The organism is Pseudomonas sp. DP-17 (assembly GCF_022380625.1).
GTDB classification, from domain to species: Bacteria; Pseudomonadota; Gammaproteobacteria; order Pseudomonadales; family Pseudomonadaceae; genus Pseudomonas; species Pseudomonas nitroreducens_A.
In genome coordinates this window covers 235,271-256,154 of sequence record NZ_JAKSXG010000014.1, presented here as the reverse complement: position 1 = coordinate 256,154, position 20,884 = coordinate 235,271, and the positions used below count along the sequence as shown (strand labels likewise).

Sequence of the window (20,884 nt, the reverse complement as noted above, 5' to 3'; positions counted from 1 at the left end):
TGAAGGGAAAGGGAGCCGTCTGCGTCGGCTGACACATTGGTTTCAACCTGTGCCGAACCGGTCCCCTCGCCTTCAGGGAGAGCGCAGATCCTCGCACCGGACCTCATGCAGGAGCGCGCGCATAGGGCGCTCCGGGCGGGTGCGATCAATGCCGGCCGTGGACGCCCGGGACGTGCAGATGCCCCGCCTCGGCGCAGGCTTCAGGAATCACCGAAGGCTCTGCCGGCTGTTCCAGCTCGCGCAGGATGCCGCAATCCTCGCTGCTGCCTTCGCCCTGGCACTGCGCACGCAGGTCGCGCAGTTGCTGGCTGAGCGACTGCAGCTCGGCGATACGCACCTCGACATGGTGCAGGTGTTCGTCGATCAGGCGATTGGCGGTGCCGCAGTCGGATTCGGGGCGGTCGCGCAGGCCGAGGAGAATGCGGATTTCCTCCTGGGTCATGTCCAGCGAGCGGCAATGGCGGATGAAGGACAGCCGCTCGACGTGGCTGGCATCGTACTGCCGGTAGTTGCCTTCGCTGCGCGACGGCGCGGGCAGCAGGCCTTCGCGCTCGTAGTAGCGGATGGTTTCCACCGGGCAGCCGGTCAGTTTCGCCAGTTCACCGATCTTCATTCGAGACTCCTCGCCAAGGGACGCTTGACTCTGTAGTTGCTACAGGGTGTGCAATCAGCAGCAACTCGTCAAACAGGAACGGACGACATGACTGCCAATCGCCAGGGGCCGATCATCCATGGCCCCGCCTCAATCCAGGAGCAGCACCGCGAACACGAAGCCGCCGGCTGCTGCGGCTGCGACAAAGGCGCGCTGCTGCGTGCCCCGGCCGCCGAACCTGCACCGCACTCGCACGATCACGATCACGATCACGATCACGATCACGATCATGGCGAGGGCCACGGCGCTCGGGCGCAAGACGCGGCGAAAGCTGCGGCCGGCTCGGCCAGCGGCGAGCTGCGCTGGACCAGCCTGCGCATCGAAGCCATGGACTGCCCCACCGAGGAACGCCTGCTGCGCGATGCGCTAGGCCGCGTATCCGCCGTGGAGGACCTGGACTTCAACCTGATGCAGCGCCTGCTGCGCGTGCAGCATCGCTTCGACAGCATCGAGCCGCTGCAGAAGCTGGTCGCTTCCCTCGGCATGCAGGCCGAGCCAGTGGACGAAAACGCCCCCGTTTCCGCACAGCCCACCCGGCAGAAGCCCTGGTGGCCGCTGGCGCTGGCCGGTGTCGCAGCGGCAGGCGCGGAGTTCTTCGAGTGGTTCGCCATCGGCCCGCAGTGGCTGGTGGCGGCGCTGGCCATCGCCGCCATCCTCGGTGCAGGCCTGCCGACCTACCGCAAGGGCTGGATCGCCCTGAAGAACCGCAACCTCAACATCAACGCCCTGATGAGCATCGCCGTGACCGGCGCCATGCTCATCGGCCAGTGGCCGGAAGCGGCGATGGTCGCGGTGCTGTTCGCCATCGCCGAACTGATCGAGGCCAAGTCGCTGGACCGGGCACGCAATGCCATTCGCGGCCTGCTGCAACTGGCTCCGGAACTGGCCACGGTGCAGGTCGACGGGCAGTGGCAGGAAGTTTCCGCCAAGTCCGTCGCCCTCGGCGCACGAGTGCGGGTGCGTCCCGGCGAGCGCATCGCCCTCGACGGCGAGGTGCTCGAGGGCCGCTCCAGCGTCAACCAGGCCCCCATCACCGGCGAGAGCCTGCCGGTGGAAAAACAGGCCGGCGACACCCTGTTCGCCGGCACCATCAACGGTGAAAGCGCGCTGGAATACCGCGTCACCCGCGTCGCCGACGACAGCACCCTGGCGCGGATCATCCACGCCGTGGAAGAGGCACAGGGCTCGCGCGCACCGACCCAGCGCTTCGTCGACCAGTTCTCGCGCATCTACACCCCGGTGGTCTTCCTCATCGCCATCGCCACCGCCCTGCTGCCGCCGCTGTTGTTCGGCGGCGCCTGGCTGGACTGGGTCTACCGCGCCCTGGTACTGCTGGTGATCGCCTGCCCCTGCGCCCTGGTGATCTCGACCCCGGTGACCATCGTCAGCGGCCTCTCGGCGGCGGCGCGCCTGGGTATCCTGATCAAGGGCGGGGTGTTCCTGGAAATGGGCCGTTCGCTGGAGTGGATCGCCCTGGACAAGACCGGCACCCTCACCGAAGGCCGCCCGCGCCAGACCGACTTCACCGCCCTGCGGGAGACCGCCGCCGGCGACGTGCGTGCACTGGCCGCCAGCCTCGCTGCTCGCTCGGATCACCCGGTGTCGCACGCCGTGGCCCAGGCCGCCGAAGCCGACAATATCTCGCTGTACAGCGTCGGCGAGCTGACCGCCCTGCCCGGCCGCGGCGTGAAAGGCGAGATCGACGGCCACACCTACCACCTGGGCAACCACCGCCTGGTGGAGGAGCTGGAGCTGTGCTCGAAGGAACTCGAAGCACGCCTGGACGCCCTCGAGCAACAGGGCAAGACGGTGATCGTGCTGCTCGATGCCGAAGGCCCGCTGGCGCTGTTCGCCGTGGCGGACGGCGTCAAGCAGACCAGCCGTGAAGCGGTCGCTCAGTTGCACGACCTGGGCGTGAAGACGCTGATGCTGACCGGCGACAACCCGCACACCGCCAATGCCATCGGCGCGCAGGTCGGTATCGACGTCGCCCTGGGCAACCTGCTGCCCGAAGACAAGCTGAGCGAGGTGAAGCAGCGCCAGGAAGGCGGCAAGCGCGTCGGCATGGTCGGCGACGGCATCAACGACGCCCCTGCCCTGGCCCGCGCCGATATCGGCTTCGCCATGGGCGCGGCGGGCACCGACACGGCCATCGAGACCGCCGGCGTGGCACTGATGGACGACGACCTGCGCAAGCTGCCGTCCTTCATCCGCCTGTCGCGCCAGACCCACCGCGTGCTGATCCAGAACATCACCCTGGCGCTGGGCATCAAGGCGGTGTTCCTGGCCCTCACCCTGGCCGGGGAAGGCACCCTGTGGATGGCGGTTTTCGCTGACATGGGCGCCAGCCTGCTGGTCGTGTTCAACGGCCTGCGGTTGCTGCGTCATCGCGGCTGATTCCAGCGGATCGTCGCCAATGCCCGCCAATACGGCGGGCATTTTTTTTGAACCCCCTGACAAAACCCTTAGTCCCCTAATCAGATGCCCACGAAGCCGCAGACCCGTGCGGCGGCATCCGCCGGCACTCGAAACGCCGAGGGAACCCCTTACCAATCGTCAGAGGATTCACCCAATGGAACTGAAATCTCAAAGCGCTCGAACCGTCCCTGCTCTTTCCACCTCCACTTCGCTGCGTCGCTGGCGCCTCGGGCTGCTGGCCGTGGGCAGCGCCGTGCTGCTGGCCGGCTGCGCCGGCAACCCGCCCAGCGAGCAGATGGCCGTTACCGAATCGGCGGTGAATGCCGCTGTCAGCAACGGCGGGCCGGAATACGCCCCGGTGGAAACCAAGAACGCCCAGGACAAGCTCGCCCAGGCGCGTATCGCCCTGAACGACAAGGAATACGACCAGGCCAGGAAACTGGCTCAGCAGGCCGAGTGGGATGCTCGCGTGGCCGAGCGCAAATCCCAGGCCGTGAAGGCCCAGAACGCGGTGAAGGACGCCCAGCAGGGCGTGATGGAGTTGCGTCAGGAAGGCCTGCAACAGGCCCAGTGATCCCGCCCTTACGCCCGGCCAAATCAGGAATTTCGACATGAAAAAGTTCATCGTACTGCCCGCTGTTTCCACCCTCGCCCTGGCCCTGGCCGCGTGCTCCACGCCGCCGAACGCCAACCTGGAGAAAGCCCGCGGCGACTTCCAGGCGCTGCAGGCCCAACCCCAGGCTACCCAGCAGGCCGCCCTGGAAACCAAGGATGCCGGCGACTGGCTGGCCAAGGCCGACAAGGCCTACCGCGACGGCGCCGACCAGCAGGAAGTGGACCAACTGGCCTACCTGACCCAGCAGCGCATCGAACTGGCCAACCAGACGGTGGCCCTGCGCGATGCCGAGGATCAGTTGAAGAACACCTCCGCCCAGCGTGCCCAGGCGCGACTGGATGCCCGCACCGCGCAGCTGAACAAGCTCAAGGGCGAGCTCAACGCCAAGCAGACTTCGCGCGGGACCATGGTGTCCTTCGGCGATGTGCTGTTCGACCTCGACCGTGCCGAACTCAAGCCCGGCGCCATGGGCAATGTGCAGAACCTCGCCGGTTTCCTGCAGCAGAACCCGGAGCGCAAGGTGATCATCGAGGGCTACACCGACAGCAGCGGCTCGGCTTCGTATAACCAGAGCCTGTCCGAGCGCCGCGCCGACGCCGTGCGCATGGCGCTGTTGAGCCAGGGCGTGTCGCCCGAGCGCGTGACCACCCGTGGCTACGGCAAGGAGTACCCGGTGTCGAGCAATGCGACCCCGGCCGGCCGCGCCATGAACCGTCGCGTGGAAGTGACCATCTCCAACGATGCCAATCCGGTGCAGCCGCGTTCTTCGGTGAGCGCCACCTACTGATCCTTCGGGACACGGCGCTCTTGCAGGATGGCGTGGAGCGAAGCGATACCCATCGATCACTGCACCTGCAGCATGGGTATCGCTGCGCTCCACCCCTCCTACGATCAGGATCCGGCGACACAGTCCGCTCTTGTGCTCTTCATAGGAGCGAGCCTGCTCACGAAGCGAACGTCCTCATCCGCTCCGTTCATTAAGCCAGAGGCCGGGGCGATCAGCCCAGCAAGCGCCGATAGAGCTCTGCCATCTCCGCCGAGAACGGCACCAGCACCAATTCCCGCAGCGAACTTCCCTCCCCGCGCGGGCGACTCAGCTCGTCCACGGCGACCTGCGCTGCCGCTTCGGCGGGATAACCGTAGATGCCGGTGCTGATGGCGGGAAAGGCAACACTGGCAACGCCCTTGTCCTCAGCCAGTTGCAGGCTGTTGCGATAGCACTGGGCGAGCAGCTCCGGCTCGCCGTGCTCACCGCCGCGCCAGACCGGCCCGACGGTGTGGATGACGAAACGTGCCGGCAGGCGGAAGCCGGGGGTGAGCTTCGCCTGGCCGGTCTTGCAACCACCCAGCGGGCGGCAGGCATGGACCAGATCCGGACCGGCGGCCCGATGGATGGCGCCGTCGACGCCACCACCGCCCAGTAGCGAGCTGTTGGCGGCGTTGACGATGGCGTCGACATCGAGACGGGTGATATCGCCCTGCCAGACGCGGATCTGGGGATGGCTCATGTTGCTTGCTCCCTTGGCCTGCGATGGCGGGCTCGCCGTCACTTGACCTCTTGCGGGGTCTGCTCGCCCAGGCAGCGCACGGCGCGCTTGCGGCCGTCGACCAGCACGCCGGTCAAGCCCTTCTGGGTCATGTCGAACATCACCAGCACGCCATCGATGCACTGCGCCTGCTGGTCGGCCGGGTCCAGCGCGAGCTTGGTGTCCTGGCCAGGGACGCTTTTCAGCATGGTGAACTGGGTCAGCTCCAGCGCGTCCTCGGGCTTGGCGAAGTGCAGGTAGCCGTAGTACCAGAGCGTGCCGACCGAGACGAAGATGGTGGCGATGACGGTGAGGATGTAGGAGATCGGGTTGCGGTCGTTCATGGGTTGCCTTGTTGTTTCGGGTCGGCCTGCGATTCCTCTGGCTTCGCCGGAGAGGGAGAGTTCGGGACTTCGGCCAGCCGGCGCAACCCGGTGAAGTGCTGCGGGTCGTCGAGGAAGCGCAGCATCACTTCGCGCCACACGGGTTCGCCGAAGGTTTCCACGTGGTTGCCGCGCGTCAGCTGCAAGACCTTGGGCGGTGGCGCGGCCTTGTAGAGGCTCAGGCCGTTGTCCAGGGGCACAATGGTATCGTCGATGCTGTGGAAGAACAGCACGGGTGCGCCAGAAAGTCGCGGCACGGAGCGGATCGCGCTGTCGACATCGGGCACCAGCCAGGACAGCGGCACCTGCAGCGGCCAGGTCAGCCAGCTGGTGTTCAGGGTGTATTGCGCTACGTTGCGATAGCTGGCCGGCACCCCGTCGAGCACTACGGCGTACAGCTGTTTCTGGCGCTGCGGGTGCGCGCCCAGGTAATGCACGGCCATGGCGCCGCCCAGGCTCTGGCCGAGCAGGATCACCGGCTTGCCCTGCACCTCCGGCGCCTTGTCCAGCCAGGCGAAGGCGGCATCGATGTCCTGGTAGATCGCCGGCAGGCTCGGCGATCCCTGGGAATGCCCATAGCCGCGGTAATCCAGCATCAGCACCTGGTAGCCCTGCTCCGGCAGCCAGTAGGCGCCTCCCAGGTGCCAGGCCATGTTGCCGCCGTTGCCGTGCAAGTGCAGCACGGTGCCCTTCACCGGCACGCCTGCCTTCGCCGGCAGCCACCAGCCGGCGAGCTTCACGCCATCGGCAGTGGTCAGGGTGACGTCGCGATAGTCCAGCCTGGCGCGGGCCGGGGTGATGGCGACGTCGTCGCTGGGGTAGAACAGCAGGGAGCTGCAGCCGCCTAGTGCGAGGAGCAAGGTCAGAGTGGCGGCGCGGAAACAGCGGTTCAGCATGAGTTCGTCCTTGGCATACATCACCCCAGGATTGCAGGGAAACACCTTGCGTAGGATGGGTGGAGCCTGCGATACCCATCACCCTGCAGCGCCGAAACATCGATGGGTATCGCTTCGCTCCACACCATCCTACGACCGCGGTCCATCCCGCGTAGGCAGTCAGAGGATATTGGCGTAATCCGCCTCGATACGGTCGAGGCTGAGGTGATTGAGGAAGTTGGAGAAGCACATCCACGCCGACAGGGCGTTGAGGTCGCGGAATTGCGGCGGCAGGTACTTGGGCGGCACCACCAGGCCCTCGTCCACCAACTGCCGCAGGGTACGCATGTCTTCCAGGGTCGCCTTGCCGCAGAACAGCAGCGGGATCTGCTCGAGCTTGCCCTTGCGCACGGCGAGCTGGATGTAGTTGTAGATCAGGATGAAGCCCTTCAGGTACGACAGGTCCTTGGTGAATGGCAGGCCCGCGGGCGTCGAGCCGCGGAACACGCGGCTGGAATTCTGGTAGCTGCTTTCCTGGCTGTAGCCCTGCTCGCGGTAGAAGTTGAAGACTTCCATGAAGTCCGCGCCCTCCTCGGCCATGTGGATGGCGCGGGTGCGGTTGGTGAGCTTGCGCAGACGCGTCGGGTAGGAGGCGAAGGCAATCACTTCCATCAGGATCGCCAGGCCTTCCTGGGTCACGGTGGAGGACGGCGGGCCCTTGGCCAGGAAGGTGCAGATCGGCTGGTTGAGGCCGTTGAGCGTGGTGCCTACGTGCACCAGCCCTTCATGGACTTCCAGCGCGCGTACGTCGCGTTCGTTGAACATGGCGTCGGCGCGCACCTTGATGTAGTCGGCGCCGGCCGCGGCGTCGGCGACTATGCCATCGGACTCGAAGACGCGGATGGTGTCTTCCTTGCCGTCGAACACCTGGTTCAGGCGCTCCTGCAGCATCTTCACCGCGTCGCTGGCGGTGAGGGTCTTGGGCTCGTCCTTCAGGTCGCCGCGGTCGGCGATGTTGTTCAGGTAGTCCGAGAGCATCAGGCCGAGGTCCGCCAGGGTCGGATCGCCGGCATGGAAGGCGTCCGAGGCCGAGCCATAGAGCTCCTGGGAAATCAGGCCGAAGTCCTGGGTGCCGCGCGCTTCGAGCATGCGGATGACCATGCGGTATTCCTTGCACATGCGCCGCATGATCTGCCCCACCGGGTTGAACTGCCCCAGGTGGCGGGTGATGTCGCGCTCGATGTTCTGGAATTCCTGCTTCTTCGCGCTGCTGTCGAAGGACAGGGGGCGGCCGTCATAGTAGGAGCGGTCGACCCTGGGCGCGTGCTTGCCGCGCCCCTTGAGGAAGTCGTCGCGGATACCGTCGTCCCACTTGATGGCGTCGAGGACGCGGATCGGCGTCTGCGCCTCGACGATGCGGTCGGACAGGCCACGGATGATCTGCTGGTATTCGTTGGGCGTGGACTTCTTGCGCCGTGGGGTCATTGCCTTTCTCCCGGGGTCACGCGCGAAAAGCGCAGCGCTTCGACGAACACGTCGGAGTTGGCCGGCTCGTTGAGGTACTTGATCACCTCCGGCAGCGGGCTGCTCACCAGGGCGCCGGCGCCCTGCTCGGTATCGACCTTCTCGCCCTTCAGCGTGCCGTCTTTCATGTCCTGCAGGATGTGGTCGACGTCGAGGTTATAGATCACCAGTTCGTCCTTGTCGGTGATCTCGAAACCGGCCAGGGCGAAATTGCCGCCCATGCTTTTCGGCAGCCCGGCGGAGAGGTACCAGCGCTTGCCATGGTGGGCAACGGTAAAACCGAAGTCCTCGACGCTGTCGGTATTGTCCTTGCTGTCGACATAGCTGACAGCGCGGTAAAGGTTGGAACCGGAGCGGGTGACTTCGAGGAACTGCTCCTCGCCGTACTCGTCCACACGCGACCACTGGCCCAGCAGGTGAGCCGGCGCGGGCTCGTTGGCCGGAATCGGGTCCTTGAACGTCACCAGGCAACCACTGAGCAGGCAGATGCTCAACAGCAGCAGTGCACGCCAGACTTTCATCACGCCCTCCTTAGATCCGTTTGCCTTCCCATGCGACAGGCGCAGGCATCCGGAATTCCGACACGAAAACCCCGCCGGATGGCGGGGTTGGAATGCAGCAGCCGGGGCTACAGGCCCATCACCAGGTCGAGATAGCGGCTAAGGATGGCACGCATTTCCTCGATCTGCAGGTGGTCGGCCCCGTCCAGCAGGCCCTGATACTCCATCTGCAGGATGATGGCCGTCAACACCCGGGCATCCTGCTCGGGCTGCCTTGAACCGAGCACTTCGAAGAAATGCACCACGCCCAGCGACAGGATGCGCCGGTGGCGCTGCGCCAGATCGCTGAGGCTGGGGTTGAGCAGCGCTTCCTGGCGGAAGGCCTGTTCGGCCAGCAGGTGCTCGCGGCGCTCGTTGAGCTGGACCTGCACATATTTGATCGCCAGCTCGACGATATTGGCAGTCAGCTCGCGGCGCGCCTGCGCATCGTCCTGGGCGAGGCCCGCCGCCATGGCCTGGAGATCGCCTTCGACGCTGGACCAGAAGGTCGACAGGGCTTCGGCGCTGCGTTCGACGAAGAGCGCAAAGGTGTCGGTGATGAGGTCCTGGATGTCCTTGAAGTAGTAGGTGGTGGCCGACAGCGGCACACCGGCCTCGGCGGCCACGGCGCGGTGGCGCACGGCGCGGACGCCGTCGCGCACGATGATCCGCAGGGCGGCGTCGAGGATCGCCTGGCGGCGCTGTTCGCTGCCCTGGCGGCTGGCCTTGCGGCCCTGGTATTTGACGCTTTCTGCGATGGCGCTGGCGACTTGCGCGGCGCTGTCTCGCGGGGACACTTGGGTCACTGGCATTACCTCCGGCGGCGCGGCCTGATGGCGCATTGTTCGAGCTTTTCTGTGGGAAAACAATTGCTGCCGTGCGGCTGCGACACCGGCGCAAGGAGCGGGCCGCGAGGCAGAGCAGGCGGCTTGGAATCAGGCCTGGGTGTGAGACGTGCTACAGGTCCGCCAAGCCACGGGAACAGGATGCATTTCGTCGGATGGTATATCGCCCGAATCCCACGTCTCTGCAGGAGCGAGCCGGCTTGCGAACGGCCCCACCGGAAGCCCCTGAGTGGACCCGTTCGCGAGCACGCTCGCTCGCACAGAAGCTGTCCGCTGCCCAAACGAAAAAGGCCGCCCGAAGGCGGCCTTTCTCGCTGATCCTGCACTTACGCCTGCGGGCGCATGTGCGGGAAGAGGATGACGTCGCGGATCGACGGCGAGTTGGTCAGCAGCATCACCAGGCGGTCGATGCCGATACCTTCGCCGGCGGTGGGCGGCATGCCGTATTCGAGCGCGTTGACGAAGTCGGCGTCGAAGTGCATCGCCTCGTCGTCACCGGCGTCCTTCTCCTTGACCTGCAGCATGAAGCGCTCGGCCTGGTCTTCGGCGTCGTTGAGCTCGGAGTAGGCGTTGGCGATCTCGCGGCCACCGATGAACAGCTCAAAGCGGTCGGTGACGCTCGGGTCGTTGTCGTTGCGGCGGGCCAGCGGCGACACTTCGAACGGGTACTGGGTGATGAAGTGCGGCTGCTCCAGCTTGTGCTCGACCAGCTCTTCGAAAATCATCACCTGCAGCTTGCCCAGGCCTTCGTGGCCGAGGACCTTGGCGCCGGCCTTCTTGGCGATGGCGCGGGCCTTCTCCAGGTCGGTGAGGTCAGCCGCGGTGAGTTCCGGGTTGTACTTGAGGATGGCGTCGAACACGGACAGGCGGGCAAACGGCTCGCCGAAGTGGAAGACCTTGTCGCCATAGGGCACGTCGGTGCTGCCGAGCACGGCCTGGGCCAGCTCGCGGAACAGTTCCTCTGTCAGGTCCATGTTGTCTTCGTAGTCGGCGTAGGCCTGGTAGAACTCGAGCATGGTGAACTCGGGGTTGTGCCGGGTCGAGACGCCTTCGTTACGGAAGTTGCGGTTGATCTCGAAGACCTTTTCGAAGCCACCGACCACCAGGCGCTTCAAGTAAAGCTCGGGGGCGATACGCAGGAACATGGGCATGTCCAGCGCGTTGTGGTGGGTTTCGAAGGGCTTGGCCGCCGCGCCGCCGGGGATGGTCTGCAGCATCGGGGTTTCCACTTCGAGGAAGCCGCGATCGGACAGGAAGCGACGGATGTGGGCGATGACCTGGGAACGCACACGGAAGGTGTGGCGGGTTTCCTCGTTGACGATCAGGTCGACGTAGCGCTGGCGGTAGCGCTGCTCGGTGTCGGTCAGGCCGTGGTGCTTGTCAGGCAGCGGGCGCAGCGACTTGGTCAGCAGGCGCACGCTGGTCATCTCGACGTACAGGTCGCCCTTGCCCGAGCGGGCCAGGGTGCCTTCGGCGCCGATGATGTCGCCCAGGTCCCAGGTCTTGATCTCGGCCAGGGTCTCCTCGGGCAGGGTCTTGCGGTTCACGTAGACCTGCAGGCGGCCGCTGCTGTCCTGCAGGACGATGAAGGAGCCGCGGTTGAGCATGATGCGACCGGCAACCTTGACCGGGATGGCGGCTGCTTCGAGCTCTTCCTTGGTCGCGGTTTCGTACTGTTTCTGCAGGTCCGCGAAGTAGTTCTCGCGGCGGAAGTCGTTGGGGAAGGCGATCGCCTTGGCTTCACGCACGGCGGCAAGTTTTTCCTTGCGCTGGGCGATCAGCTTGTTTTCTTCCTGTTGCAGTTCGGTAGCGTCGAGTTGTTGGTCGCTCATGGTCGTCTATCTGCCTGGCGTCTATATCAAAAGGGGATACGGTAGGAGCGGCCGGCCGGTTCGCGAGCAGGCTCGCTCCTACAAGGTGTCGTGGATCAGAGGCCCTGTTTCAGGCTGGCTTCCAGATACTCGTTCAGGTCGCCGTCGAGCACCTTGTCGCAATCGCTGCGTTCCACGCCGGTACGCAGGTCCTTGATGCGCGACTGGTCGAGCACGTAGGAGCGGATCTGGTGGCCCCAGCCGATATCGGACTTGGTGTCTTCCAGCGCCTGCGAGGCGGCGGTGCGCTTCTGCATCTCCTGCTCGTACAACCGGGCCCGCAGCATCTTCATGGCGGTGTCCTTGTTGGCGTGCTGGGAGCGTTCGTTCTGGCACGCCACCACGGTGTTGGTCGGCACGTGGGTGATACGCACCGCGGAGTCGGTGGTGTTCACGTGCTGACCGCCCGCGCCGGAGGAGCGGTAGGTGTCGATGCGCAGGTCGGCCGGGTTGATCTCGATCTCGATGTTGTCGTCGATCTCCGGCGAGACGAACACCGCGGTGAACGAGGTGTGGCGACGGTTGCCGGAGTCGAACGGGCTCTTGCGCACCAGGCGGTGCACGCCGATCTCGGTGCGCAGCCAGCCGAAGGCGTATTCGCCCTTGATGTGCACGGTGGCACCCTTGATGCCGGCGACCTCGCCTTCGGACAGCTCGACGATCTCGGCGTCGAAACCGTTCTTGTCGGCCCAGCGCAGGTACATGCGCAGCAGCATGTTGGCCCAGTCCTGGGCTTCGGTGCCGCCGGAGCCGGCCTGGATGTCCAGATAGGCGTTGTTGGGGTCCATCTCGCCGCTGAACATGCGGCGGAACTCGAGCTTCTCGAGGATTTCGCGCAGGCGCTGGACTTCGGCCTCGACGTCGCCGACGGCGCCCTCGTCGTTCTCCTCGACCGCCATGTCGAGCAGGTCGCGGGAGTCGGCCAGGCCGCCGGTGAGCTCGTCGAGGGTCTCGACGATCTGCGCCAGCATGGCGCGCTCGCGGCCCAGGTTCTGGGCGTATTCGGGCTTGTTCCAGACCGCCGGGTCTTCCAGTTCGCGGTTTACTTCGATCAGACGATCATGTTTCAGATCGTAGTCAAAGATACCCCCGAATGGAGTGGGTACGGTCGGAGAGGTCCTTGATGCTGTTGAGGATCGGTTGGATTTCCATGGCGGGCATCTCTCACGGGTAAAGGGCGTAGAAAAGCCGGCAAGTATACGTGAACTGTCGCGCCCCTAAAAAGGTTTACGACAGATCGCCGCCACCCGCCCGGCGCCCTTCCCCGCTCGCTCAGCCGGCGATGGCCACCTGGTTGCGCCCGCCGTGCTTGGCGTTGTAGAGCGCCTGGTCGGCCAGCTCGATGAGCTGGCGGCAGGTTTGCCCCGCCTGCGGGATCAGGGTCGCGACGCCGACGCTGACGGTCAGCGGGGACCCGGGACTCGGCAGTTCGTGGCGGATGTTCAGTTCCTGCACCGAGCGACGCAGCTTCTCGGCCAGCAGGCGTGCACCGCCGGGAGAAGTGTTGGGCAGGACCATGACGAACTCCTCGCCGCCGTAGCGCGCCGGCAGGTCGGAGGGCCGGCTGGCGCTGGCACGCAGGGCCCCGGCCACCTGGCGCAGGGCCTCGTCGCCCTGCACATGGCCGAAGGTGTCGTTGTAGGCCTTGAAATGGTCGACATCGACCAACAGGATCGACAGCTGGGTCTGTTCGCGCAGGCAGCGGCGCCACTCCATTTCCAGGTATTCGTCAAAGTGCCGGCGGTTGGACAGCCCGGTGAGGCCGTCGGAATTCATCAGCCGCTGCAGCACCAGGTTGGTCTCCAGCAGCTGCTGCTGGCTCTCGCGCAAGGCGCGGTAGGCCTCGTCGCGCTGCTGCAGGGCGAGGTAGGAGCGCGAGTGGTAGCGCACCCGGGCGATCAGCTCGATGGCGTCGGGCAGCTTGACCAGGTAGTCGTTGGCGCCAGCGCTGAACGCCGCGCTCTTCACCGCCGGGTCTTCCTTGGTCGACAGGACGATGATCGGCAGGTCGCGGGTGGCCGGGCTGGCGCGGTACTCGCGCACCAGCGAGAGGCCGTCGGCGCCCGGCATGACCAGGTCCTGGAGGATCACCGTGGGCTTGATCTGGATCGCCAGGGCGATGGCCTGGTGCGGGTCGGAGCAGAAGTGGAAGTCGATGCTGGGATCGTCCGCCAGGGCACGGCGCACGGCCTCGCCGATCATCGGCTGATCATCCACGAGCAGCACCATCACAGCGGAGTCGCCGGGGGTGTTCACGGGGTAGTTACTCTGACTTGAATTCATGGAGAGGGGGTTCATGCAATCAGCTCCGTAGCCCGCGCTCAGGCGCAGACCTCAGCGAGTCTGCGGGCGATGTCGCCCAGGGGGCGGATCTCTACCGCGGCGCCAATCGCCGCCGCGGCCTTGGGCATACCGTACACGGCGCTGCTGCCCTGGTCCTGGGCCAAAGTCAGGAAACCGCGCTCACGCATGTGCTTCAGGCCCTCGGCGCCGTCCCGGCCCATGCCGGTGAGCAGCACGCCGACGGCATCGCCGCTCCAGCATTCGACCACGCTGTCGAAGAACACGTCTATCGAGGGCCGGTAGATATGACCGCTGGGCTCGGCGGTATAGGCCAGTTCGCCGCTCTTGAGCAGACGGATATGGTGGTTGGTGCCGGCCAGCAGCACGCAGCCGGGCTGTGGCGATTCGCCATTGCGTGCCAGGCGCACCGGGATACGCGACTGGGTCGACAGCCATTCGGCCATGCCCGCGGCAAAGACTTCATCGACGTGCTGGACCACCACGACAGCCGCCGGGAAGCTTTGCGGCAGCGCGGCGAAGAGTTCCGCCAGCGCCGCCGGGCCGCCGGCCGACGAGCCGATCGCCACCAGCTTGTGCGCACCGCTGCCCTTGCGCACCCGCGGCGCGCTGGCGATCGGGCGGCTGTCCTGCGGGGCATTGAGCCACGCCAGGTTCTGCAGCTTGCGCAGCAGCGGGCGCGCGGCTTCGGCCGGGTCGCCGCAGCCCATCACCGGGGTGTTCACCGCATCCACCGCGCCGTTGCCCATGGCATCGAACACACGGCTCATGTTGCGCTCCAGGTCCACCGTGACGACGATGATCGCGCAGGGGCTCTGCGCCATGATCCGGCGGGTCGCCTCGACGCCGTCCATCACCGGCATCAGCAGGTCCATCAGCACCACGTCGGGCTTGTGTGCGGCGCACATCTCGATGGCCTCGGCGCCGTTGGCGGCGACCCAGACGACGCGGTGCGCCGGCTCGAAGGCCAGCGCGCGGCGCATGGCCTCCACCGCCAGGGGCATGTCGTTGACTATCCCTATCTTCATCCCTGCGCACTCCCGATCAGGTCGACCACCGCATCCAGCAGGGCCTCGTCGTGGAAGCTGGCCTTGGCCAGATAATAGTCGGCGCCGGCGTCCAGGCCGCGCCGGCGGTCTTCTTCGCGATCCTTGTAGGACACCACCATGACCGGCAGCGATTGCAGGCGGGTGTCGCGGCGGATCAGAGTGACCAGCTCGATACCGTCCATGCGCGGCATGTCGATATCGGTGATGACCAGGTCGAAATGCTCCGAGCGCAGGGCGTTCCAGCCGTCCATGCCGTCCACCGCCACCGCGACGTCATAGCCACGCCCCAGCAGCAGCTTGCGCTCCAGCTCGCGCACGGTGAGCGAGTCGTCCACCACCAGCACGCGCTTGCGCGCAGGGCCGCTGAGGCGGCCGGTGGGGTCGATGCGCTCCAGGCGACCGGTGGCAAGGAGCTTTTCCACCGAGCGCAGCATGTCCTCGACGTCGAGGATCAGCACCGGCGTGCCGTCGTCCAGCAGTGCGCCGGCGGAGACGTCCTGTACCTTGCCCAGGCGAGCATCCAGCGGCACCACCACGAGGGTACGCTCGCCGATGAATTTCTCCACCGCCACGCCGTAGGCGCTGTCCCGTTCGCGGATCACCACCACGGCAATCTCGTCGGGCGAAGCCTCGCCGTCGGGGCGTTGCAACAGCTGGCTGGCGGACACCAGGCCGACATGCCGGCCCTCATGCCAGAACTGCTGGCGGCCTTCGAGCTGGACGATCTCGTCCGGCGCCAGGCGGCGCATGCGCTCGATGTGCGCCAGCGGGAAGGCGTAGGCTTCGCCGCCGATGCTGACCACCAGGCTGCGCACCACCGACAGCGTCAGCGGCACTTCCAGGTGGAAGCGCGCGCCCTGCCCGCTCACCTGCTCCATGCGGATGCCGCCGCGCAGCAGGCGCACCATGTGCTGCACGGCGTCCAGGCCGACGCCACGGCCGGACACCTCGGTGACCTGCTCGCGCATGCTGAAGCCGGGCAGGAACAGGAAGCTCAGCAGTTCCTCCTCGGTGAGGCGCGCCACGGTTTCCTCGGTGGACAGCTGGCGACGCACGATGGCGCTGCGCAGGCGTTCGAGGTCGACGCCACCGCCGTCATCCTGCAGCACCAGCACCAGCATGCCGGCGTGGTGGCGGGCCAGCAGCTGGATCGTACCCTCCTCCGGCTTGCCATTGGCAGCGCGCACTTCGGCGGACTCGATACCGTGGTCTACGGCATTGCGCAGCAGGTGGGTGAGTGGCGCTTCGAGCTTCTCCAGCACGTCGCGGTCGACCTGGGTGGTGGCGCCGTGCACTTCCAGGCGCACGGTCTTGCCCAGCGAACGACCCAGGTCGCGGACCATCCGCGCCTGCCCGGAGAGCACGTCGGAGAAGGGCCGCATGCGGCAGGACAGTGCCGTGTCGTAGAGCGACTGGGCGCGCTGTCCGGCCTTGAAGCTGAATTCGTCCAGCTCGGCGATCTGCTCGCTGAGCAGTTGCTGGCACTCGCCGACCAGGCGGCGCGCGTCAGCCAGGTAGGCCTGCGCCTCGGCGTCGAGATTGGCCGTGTTGGCGGCATCGCGGGCGCCATCGAGCACGCGGCTGGCGCTGGCCTGGATGCGCTTCAGACGCTGCAGCGAATCGAGCAGCGGCTTCAGGCGCTGGGACTCCACCAGCGACTTGCTGGAATAGTCGAGCAACTGGTTCAGGCGCTCGGCGGTCACCCGCAGTACACGCTCGCCCGCTTCATCGCTGTCGCTGGAACGACGACGCTGGGGGCGCTCAGCAGAGGCCGACGGAGCTTGCGCAGGCGCCTCCACAGCTGCCGGAGCAGGCTCGACAGCTATCGCCGGCGGCGGCGCGGCCTGGGCTGGCGCCTTGCCCGACAGCAAGGCCTGCAGACGCTCGACCATGACCGGCACGCCCTGCTGCGCCTGCTCGGCCCGTTCGGGCTGGGCATCGGCGATATGCAGGAGGATATCGGCGCCGGCCAGCAGCGCGTCGATATGCCCCGAGCTCAGCAGCAGGCGGCCCTCCTGGGCGCCGACCAGGCAATCCTCCATCACATGGGCAACCTGCACGCCGGCATCCAGCCCGACGATCCGCGCCGCCCCCTTGAGCGAATGCGCGGCACGCATGCAGGCTTCGAGCTGGTCGGCCTGGGTCGGGTTGCGCTCCAGCGCCATCAGCCCTTGCACCAACACCTGCGTCTGGGCCTCCGCCTCCAGGCGGAACAGCTCCAGCATCGATGCATCCTTCATCTGGTCCGGGGTCATGCGAGGCTCCGGGCGGCGGCGTCGAGCAGGGCTTCCTGGTCGAGCAGGCGGATGCTGCGATTGCGCCACTGCATCACCCCGCGGGTGAAGCGGTCGTTGGCGGCGTGGCTCTGGGAGGCGGCTTCGACGATGGCCGTCTCATCCAGCTCATGGATGCCGTCCACTTCATCCACCGGCGAAATGATCGGCCCGCCGACGGCGGCCAGGATCAGCATGCGCGGCACGATGCGCGCGTTGTCACGGACGGCCGCGCGAGCGTCGAGGCCCAGCAACTCGCCCAGGGAAATGCAGGCCACCAGCGTGCCGCGCACATTGGCCACGCCCAACAATGCCGGCGAACGCTGGTGCGGTAACGAATGCACGACACAGGCAGGCGCCACCTCCGCCAGGGCACGGGTGGGCAGGCCCAGCCATTCCTCGCCGAGGCGGAAGATCAGGTGCGGACTGCCCTCTTCGACCGCGGGCTCGGGGCTTTCCATCGGGTCCAGGTCTGCCGTTTCGCTGCTCAGTGCGTAACGGTCCAGCAGGCTGATGGCGGCGGCGGCATGCACCGGACAATTGCGGCAATGGATGTACTCGGCGAGCCTCGGGCAACTGCGGTCGCCGCGCACGCCGATGCGGTTCCAGCAGTCGTCCACGCTCGGCAGGTCGCCGCCCAAGGACGAGCTGTCGAGGTATGCAGAATCGCGTTCAACCATTGCGCTTCACTCCTCGCGCGGCACGCTCCTGCAGGCGCCGGGCGCCGGCGGCATCCCCCTGCGCCGCGAGCAGCGCGGCCAGGTGTTGCAGGCTTTCCTGGTGATCGGGCTGCAGATACAGGGCCTTGCGGTAGAACGCCTGCGCCTCGCTGCCGTGGCCCTGCGCATCGGCCAGCAGGCCGAGCCAGTAGAAGGCTTCGGCGTTCGGGCCCTTTTCGGCCAACAATGCCTCGCAGCGCTGGCGCGCCTCGGCGGCATGGCCGGAATTGGCCAGCCGGGCAATCTCTGCCAGCGCGTCACCCGCGGTCGCAGGCACCGGCTCCGGGGCCCTGGCGACCAGACGCGGGCGCACCGGCGCCGGCTTGGGCGGCGCCGGACGAGGAGTCGGCGCGGGGGCCACCCAGTTCAGCGGCGCCGCACGGGGCGCCGGTTCGGCAACCTGCAGCGGGAAGGCAAAGGACTGCGGCACGCCCAGCGGACGCAGGCCCACGCGCGACATCAGGCTGGCCTCGGCCGGGCCGATGAACAGCACGCCGTCGGCCCGCGCCAGGCGGCGCAGAACATCCACCACCTGTTCCTGGGTCGGACGGTCGAAGTAGATCAACAGGTTGCGGCAGAACACATAGTCATAAGGCGCCTCACCGGCCAGCAAGCCCGGCGCCAGAAGGTTGCCGGCGCGGAACTGCACCTTGCGCCGCACCGCCTCGGCCACCTGGTATTCGTTGCCGTCGACGCTGAAGTAGCAGTCACGGAAACTCAGGTTGGCGCCGCGGAACGAATTGCGCCCGTAGCGCCCCTCCTGCGCCCGCTCCAGCACCGCGCGGCTGACGTCCAGCGCATCCACCTGGAAGGCGGAAGGCGCGAGGCCGGCGTCCAGTAGCGCCATGACAATGGAGTACGGTTCCTCGCCGGTGGAGCACGGCAGGCTGAGAATACGCAGCGGCCGGGAGCCGGCCAGTTCCAGCACGCGCCGGGACGCGAGGTCGGCCAGCGCGCCGAAGGATTCGGGGTAACGGAAGAACCAGGTTTCGGGGACTATCACCGCCTCGATCAGCGCCTGCATTTCCTCGGCGGAGCCTTGCAGTTGCATCCAGTAATGCTCGGCGTTGCCACCGCTGACCTTGTTGCAGCGCTGGCGCACGGCGCGCTCGATCACGGCGTCGCCGACCGACTCGGCATCCAGGCCGATACGCTCCTTGAGCAATTGGGCGAAACGCGGATCGGTCATGCCGACGCTCCTCCCGCGTCCTGCAGAAGGCGCGCGCGGGCTTCATCGCTGAGCAACTGGTCGACGCCCACGCGCTGCAGCAGGCCCTGCTCGTCTTCCAGCACGGGGCCGAGGTAGCGGGCGCTGCCGTTGTCGAGTTCGTAGTCACGGAAGGCCGCAGGATCACGGCGCAGGGTGTGGGTCGCCTGTTCGAGGATCAACCCAAGGCGCTGCTCCGGGCCCTCACCTGCGGCGCGGTAACGCACCAGCACCAGGCGTGTGCTGGTGCGGCGCGGCGCGCTGTGCCCAAAGGCCAGTTGGTTCATGTCCAGCACCGGCAGCAGTTCGCCGCGGTGCGGGAACAGCCCTGCGACCCAGGCTGGCGCTTGCGGCACGCGCTTGAGCGCAGGCACCGGCAGCACCTCGATGACGTCGTGGACGTCCAGCGCATAGCGATCCGCGCCCAGGCGGAACTGCAGGTACAGCCTGCCCGCCGCGGCGGCGTCAGACCTTGAAGCGGGAGACGCCATTGCGCAGTCCGTTGGCCACGAGGTTCAGCTCGTCGATGGCGAAGCTCGCCTGGCGCAGGGATTCCACGGTCTGGCCAGTGGCCTCGCCGAGCTGCACCAGCGCCTGGTTGATCTGCTCGGCGCCGGTGGCCTGGGCCTGCATGCCTTCGTTGACCATCTGTACGCGCGGCGCCAGCGCCTGCACCTGCTGGATGATCTGCGAGAGCTGCTCGCCGACCTGGCCGACTTCCGAGATGCCGCGACGCACCTCCTCGGAGAACTTGTCCATGCCCATCACACCGGCCGACACGGCGGACTGGATCTCGCGCACCATCTGCTCGATGTCGTAGGTGGCCACGGCAGTCTGGTCGGCCAGGCGGCGCACTTCGGTGGCGACCACGGCGAAGCCGCGGCCGTATTCGCCGGCCTTCTCCGCCTCGATGGCGGCATTGAGCGAGAGCAGGTTGGTCTGGTCGGCCACCTTGACGATGGTGGTCACCACCTGGTTGATGTTGCCGGCGCGCTCGTTGAGGATCGCCAGCTTCGCGTTGACCAGCTCGGCCGCGCCCATCACGTGATGCATGGTTTCTTCCATTCGCGCCAGGCCCAGTTGGCCGGAGCCGGCCAGGGTGGAGGTCTGTTCGGCGGCCGAGGACACTTCGGTCATGGTGCGCACCAGGTCGCGCGAGGTGGCGGCGATTTCCCGCGAGGTGGCGCCGATCTCGGTGGTGGTGGCGGCCGTTTCGGTGGCGGTGGCCTGCTGCTGCTTGGAGGTGGCGGCGATCTCGGTCACCGAGGTGGTGACCTGGATGGCCGAGCGCTGCGCCTGCGATACCAGGCCCTTGAGCTCTTCGGCCATGCCGTTGAAGCCGGTCTCGATCACCGCGAATTCGTCGTTGCGTTCCATCGCCAGGCGCGTGGTGAAGTCGCCGCTACCCATGACCTGCAGACCCTTTACAACCTGGCGCACCGGCTCGGTGATGGCGCGCATCAGCAGCAGCCCGCAAGCCGCGGCGGCGGCGATGGCCAGTAACAGGGAGATGAGCATGATCGCCTTGGCGGCAGCCACCTCGTCGACGATGTCGGACGCTGCGGCATCGGCGATTTCCTTGTTCAGTGAGATCAACTGGTTGAGCGTCTTGCGGCCGTCGTCCCACAACGGTTCCAGGCGTTCCAGCAGCAGGCGCCGCGCGCCTTCACGGTCTGTGCCGTAGAGCTGCAGCACCTGCGCCAGCAAGGTGTCGTACTCGCTCGCCTGCTGCTTGAAGTGAGCGAGCATTTCCTTATCGCGGGGGTCATTGACGGTGAGCTCGTAACGAGCGATGCGCTCGACCAGTGCGTCATGGTTGGCGCGGAACTCCTGGCGACGGGCATCGTCCAGAGGCTTGCCATCACTCAGGCCGACCACCACCTGGGTCATCAGGATGCTGTCGGTCCATGCCGAACGCACAGTGGTCAGCGCGTAGGTGCCGGGCATGGCGTCCTGACTCACCCGCTGGGTGCTGTGCTCCACCCGCAGCAGGCGCGTGTAGGAAATCACCACCATCAGCAGCATGATCGCGACGACGACGGCAAAGCTGGCCAGGATGCGTTGGCGTAGAGTCCAATTCTTCACA

19 protein-coding genes are annotated in these 20,884 nt (G+C 66.7%); 3 read left to right on the top strand and 16 right to left on the bottom strand.

Annotation, left to right across the window (positions count from 1 at the left end):
• Nucleotides 1–145: 145 nt before the first annotated feature.
• The gene (gene cadR, locus MJ122_RS23315; protein WP_088417911.1) at nt 146–613 is read right to left on the bottom strand and encodes a Cd(II)/Pb(II)-responsive transcriptional regulator; all 468 of its coding nucleotides are present in this window, start codon (nt 611–613) and stop codon (nt 146–148) included.
• An 87-nt stretch (nt 614–700) separates the two neighbouring features.
• Here cadR and MJ122_RS23310 point away from each other — a divergent pair, with 87 nt between their 5' ends.
• The 3 genes from MJ122_RS23310 (at nt 701) to MJ122_RS23300 (ending at nt 4,473) form a co-directional block, all read left to right on the top strand.
• Complete coding sequence (locus MJ122_RS23310; RefSeq protein ID WP_239746182.1) at nt 701–3,049, top strand: heavy metal translocating P-type ATPase; 2,349 nt, start codon at nt 701–703, stop codon at nt 3,047–3,049.
• 175 nt (nt 3,050–3,224) lie between these two features.
• Nucleotides 3,225–3,644 (top strand): DUF4398 domain-containing protein, encoded by a 420-nt coding sequence (locus MJ122_RS23305; protein ID WP_017521128.1) that lies wholly within the window; start codon nt 3,225–3,227, stop codon nt 3,642–3,644.
• Nucleotides 3,645–3,681: 37 nt separating this feature from the next.
• Nucleotides 3,682–4,473 carry an OmpA family protein gene (locus MJ122_RS23300; protein ID WP_239746181.1) on the top strand — a complete coding sequence of 264 codons (792 nt, stop codon included), beginning with the start codon at nt 3,682–3,684 and terminating at the stop codon, nt 4,471–4,473.
• 211 nt (nt 4,474–4,684) lie between these two features.
• On the opposite strand, the gene MJ122_RS23295 is transcribed toward MJ122_RS23300, so the two are convergent.
• The 15 genes from MJ122_RS23295 to MJ122_RS23225 form a co-directional block, all read right to left on the bottom strand.
• The gene (locus MJ122_RS23295; RefSeq protein ID WP_239746180.1) at nt 4,685–5,194 is read right to left on the bottom strand and encodes an O-acetyl-ADP-ribose deacetylase; all 510 of its coding nucleotides are present in this window, start codon (nt 5,192–5,194) and stop codon (nt 4,685–4,687) included.
• Nucleotides 5,195–5,232: 38 nt separating this feature from the next.
• On the bottom strand, nt 5,233–5,556 hold the full coding sequence (locus MJ122_RS23290) for a hypothetical protein (protein WP_088417907.1): 324 nt from the start codon (nt 5,554–5,556) through the stop codon (nt 5,233–5,235).
• Nucleotides 5,553–6,491 carry an alpha/beta hydrolase gene (locus MJ122_RS23285; protein ID WP_239746179.1) on the bottom strand — a complete coding sequence of 313 codons (939 nt, stop codon included), beginning with the start codon at nt 6,489–6,491 and terminating at the stop codon, nt 5,553–5,555. Before MJ122_RS23285 ends, MJ122_RS23290 begins: the two co-directional genes overlap by 4 nt.
• A gap of 159 nt (nt 6,492–6,650) precedes the next feature.
• Complete coding sequence (locus tag MJ122_RS23280) at nt 6,651–7,955, bottom strand: flavohemoglobin expression-modulating QEGLA motif protein (protein ID WP_239746178.1); 1,305 nt, start codon at nt 7,953–7,955, stop codon at nt 6,651–6,653.
• The gene (locus tag MJ122_RS23275; RefSeq protein WP_088417905.1) at nt 7,952–8,515 is read right to left on the bottom strand and encodes a hypothetical protein; all 564 of its coding nucleotides are present in this window, start codon (nt 8,513–8,515) and stop codon (nt 7,952–7,954) included. Before MJ122_RS23275 ends, MJ122_RS23280 begins: the two co-directional genes overlap by 4 nt.
• 107 nt (nt 8,516–8,622) lie before the next feature.
• A complete protein-coding gene (locus tag MJ122_RS23270) occupies nt 8,623–9,339 on the bottom strand; it encodes a TetR family transcriptional regulator (RefSeq protein ID WP_088418241.1) in 717 nt (238 codons plus the stop codon).
• A 365-nt stretch (nt 9,340–9,704) separates the two neighbouring features.
• Nucleotides 9,705–11,210, bottom strand: a complete 1,506-nt coding sequence (gene lysS / locus MJ122_RS23265) for a lysine--tRNA ligase (RefSeq protein ID WP_017521120.1) — start codon at nt 11,208–11,210, stop codon at nt 9,705–9,707.
• Between the two features lie 95 nt (nt 11,211–11,305).
• Nucleotides 11,306–12,401 (bottom strand): peptide chain release factor 2 gene (gene prfB, locus MJ122_RS23260; RefSeq protein WP_100227314.1). Its coding sequence is split into 2 segments (ribosomal slippage): nt 11,306–12,328 and nt 12,330–12,401, totalling 1,095 coding nucleotides; the frame shifts between segments, so codons are not numbered across the junction.
• Between the two features lie 120 nt (nt 12,402–12,521).
• Nucleotides 12,522–13,532 carry a PleD family two-component system response regulator gene (locus MJ122_RS23255; RefSeq protein ID WP_088418239.1) on the bottom strand — a complete coding sequence of 337 codons (1,011 nt, stop codon included), beginning with the start codon at nt 13,530–13,532 and terminating at the stop codon, nt 12,522–12,524.
• A 38-nt stretch (nt 13,533–13,570) separates the two neighbouring features.
• The gene (locus MJ122_RS23250) at nt 13,571–14,578 is read right to left on the bottom strand and encodes a chemotaxis response regulator protein-glutamate methylesterase (RefSeq protein WP_239746177.1); all 1,008 of its coding nucleotides are present in this window, start codon (nt 14,576–14,578) and stop codon (nt 13,571–13,573) included.
• Nucleotides 14,575–16,854 carry a hybrid sensor histidine kinase/response regulator gene (locus tag MJ122_RS23245; protein WP_239746176.1) on the bottom strand — a complete coding sequence of 760 codons (2,280 nt, stop codon included), beginning with the start codon at nt 16,852–16,854 and terminating at the stop codon, nt 14,575–14,577. Before MJ122_RS23245 ends, MJ122_RS23250 begins: the two co-directional genes overlap by 4 nt.
• Nucleotides 16,851–17,552 (bottom strand): chemotaxis protein CheW, encoded by a 702-nt coding sequence (locus MJ122_RS23240; RefSeq protein WP_239746175.1) that lies wholly within the window; start codon nt 17,550–17,552, stop codon nt 16,851–16,853. Before MJ122_RS23240 ends, MJ122_RS23245 begins: the two co-directional genes overlap by 4 nt.
• Nucleotides 17,545–18,780, bottom strand: a complete 1,236-nt coding sequence (locus MJ122_RS23235) for a CheR family methyltransferase (RefSeq protein ID WP_239746174.1) — start codon at nt 18,778–18,780, stop codon at nt 17,545–17,547. Before MJ122_RS23235 ends, MJ122_RS23240 begins: the two co-directional genes overlap by 8 nt.
• Nucleotides 18,777–19,289: a chemotaxis protein CheW gene (locus MJ122_RS23230; RefSeq protein WP_239746173.1), complete on the bottom strand. Its 513-nt coding sequence runs from the start codon at nt 19,287–19,289 to the stop codon at nt 18,777–18,779. Before MJ122_RS23230 ends, MJ122_RS23235 begins: the two co-directional genes overlap by 4 nt.
• A complete protein-coding gene (locus tag MJ122_RS23225; RefSeq protein WP_239746172.1) occupies nt 19,264–20,883 on the bottom strand; it encodes a methyl-accepting chemotaxis protein in 1,620 nt (539 codons plus the stop codon). The genes MJ122_RS23230 and MJ122_RS23225 overlap by 26 nt, the downstream gene beginning before the upstream one ends.
• Nucleotide 20,884 lies beyond the last annotated feature (1 nt).

What these genes read in the sequence shown, in the direction of transcription:
- cadR (WP_088417911.1), bottom strand. Translation starts at nt 613, where the DNA reads ATGAAGATCGGTGAACTGGCGAAACTGACCGGCTGCCCGGTGGAAACC.
- MJ122_RS23310 (WP_239746182.1), top strand. Translation starts at nt 701, where the DNA reads ATGACTGCCAATCGCCAGGGGCCGATCATCCATGGCCCCGCCTCAATC.
- MJ122_RS23305 (WP_017521128.1), top strand. Translation starts at nt 3,225, where the DNA reads ATGGAACTGAAATCTCAAAGCGCTCGAACCGTCCCTGCTCTTTCCACC.
- MJ122_RS23300 (WP_239746181.1), top strand. Translation starts at nt 3,682, where the DNA reads ATGAAAAAGTTCATCGTACTGCCCGCTGTTTCCACCCTCGCCCTGGCC.
- MJ122_RS23295 (WP_239746180.1), bottom strand. Translation starts at nt 5,194, where the DNA reads ATGAGCCATCCCCAGATCCGCGTCTGGCAGGGCGATATCACCCGTCTC.
- MJ122_RS23290 (WP_088417907.1), bottom strand. Translation starts at nt 5,556, where the DNA reads ATGAACGACCGCAACCCGATCTCCTACATCCTCACCGTCATCGCCACC.
- MJ122_RS23285 (WP_239746179.1), bottom strand. Translation starts at nt 6,491, where the DNA reads ATGCTGAACCGCTGTTTCCGCGCCGCCACTCTGACCTTGCTCCTCGCA.
- MJ122_RS23280 (WP_239746178.1), bottom strand. Translation starts at nt 7,955, where the DNA reads ATGACCCCACGGCGCAAGAAGTCCACGCCCAACGAATACCAGCAGATC.
- MJ122_RS23275 (WP_088417905.1), bottom strand. Translation starts at nt 8,515, where the DNA reads ATGAAAGTCTGGCGTGCACTGCTGCTGTTGAGCATCTGCCTGCTCAGT.
- lysS (WP_017521120.1), bottom strand. Translation starts at nt 11,210, where the DNA reads ATGAGCGACCAACAACTCGACGCTACCGAACTGCAACAGGAAGAAAAC.
- MJ122_RS23255 (WP_088418239.1), bottom strand. Translation starts at nt 13,532, where the DNA reads ATGAATTCAAGTCAGAGTAACTACCCCGTGAACACCCCCGGCGACTCC.
- MJ122_RS23250 (WP_239746177.1), bottom strand. Translation starts at nt 14,578, where the DNA reads ATGAAGATAGGGATAGTCAACGACATGCCCCTGGCGGTGGAGGCCATG.
- MJ122_RS23245 (WP_239746176.1), bottom strand. Translation starts at nt 16,854, where the DNA reads ATGACCCCGGACCAGATGAAGGATGCATCGATGCTGGAGCTGTTCCGC.
- MJ122_RS23240 (WP_239746175.1), bottom strand. Translation starts at nt 17,552, where the DNA reads ATGGTTGAACGCGATTCTGCATACCTCGACAGCTCGTCCTTGGGCGGC.
- MJ122_RS23235 (WP_239746174.1), bottom strand. Translation starts at nt 18,780, where the DNA reads ATGACCGATCCGCGTTTCGCCCAATTGCTCAAGGAGCGTATCGGCCTG.
- MJ122_RS23230 (WP_239746173.1), bottom strand. Translation starts at nt 19,289, where the DNA reads ATGGCGTCTCCCGCTTCAAGGTCTGACGCCGCCGCGGCGGGCAGGCTG.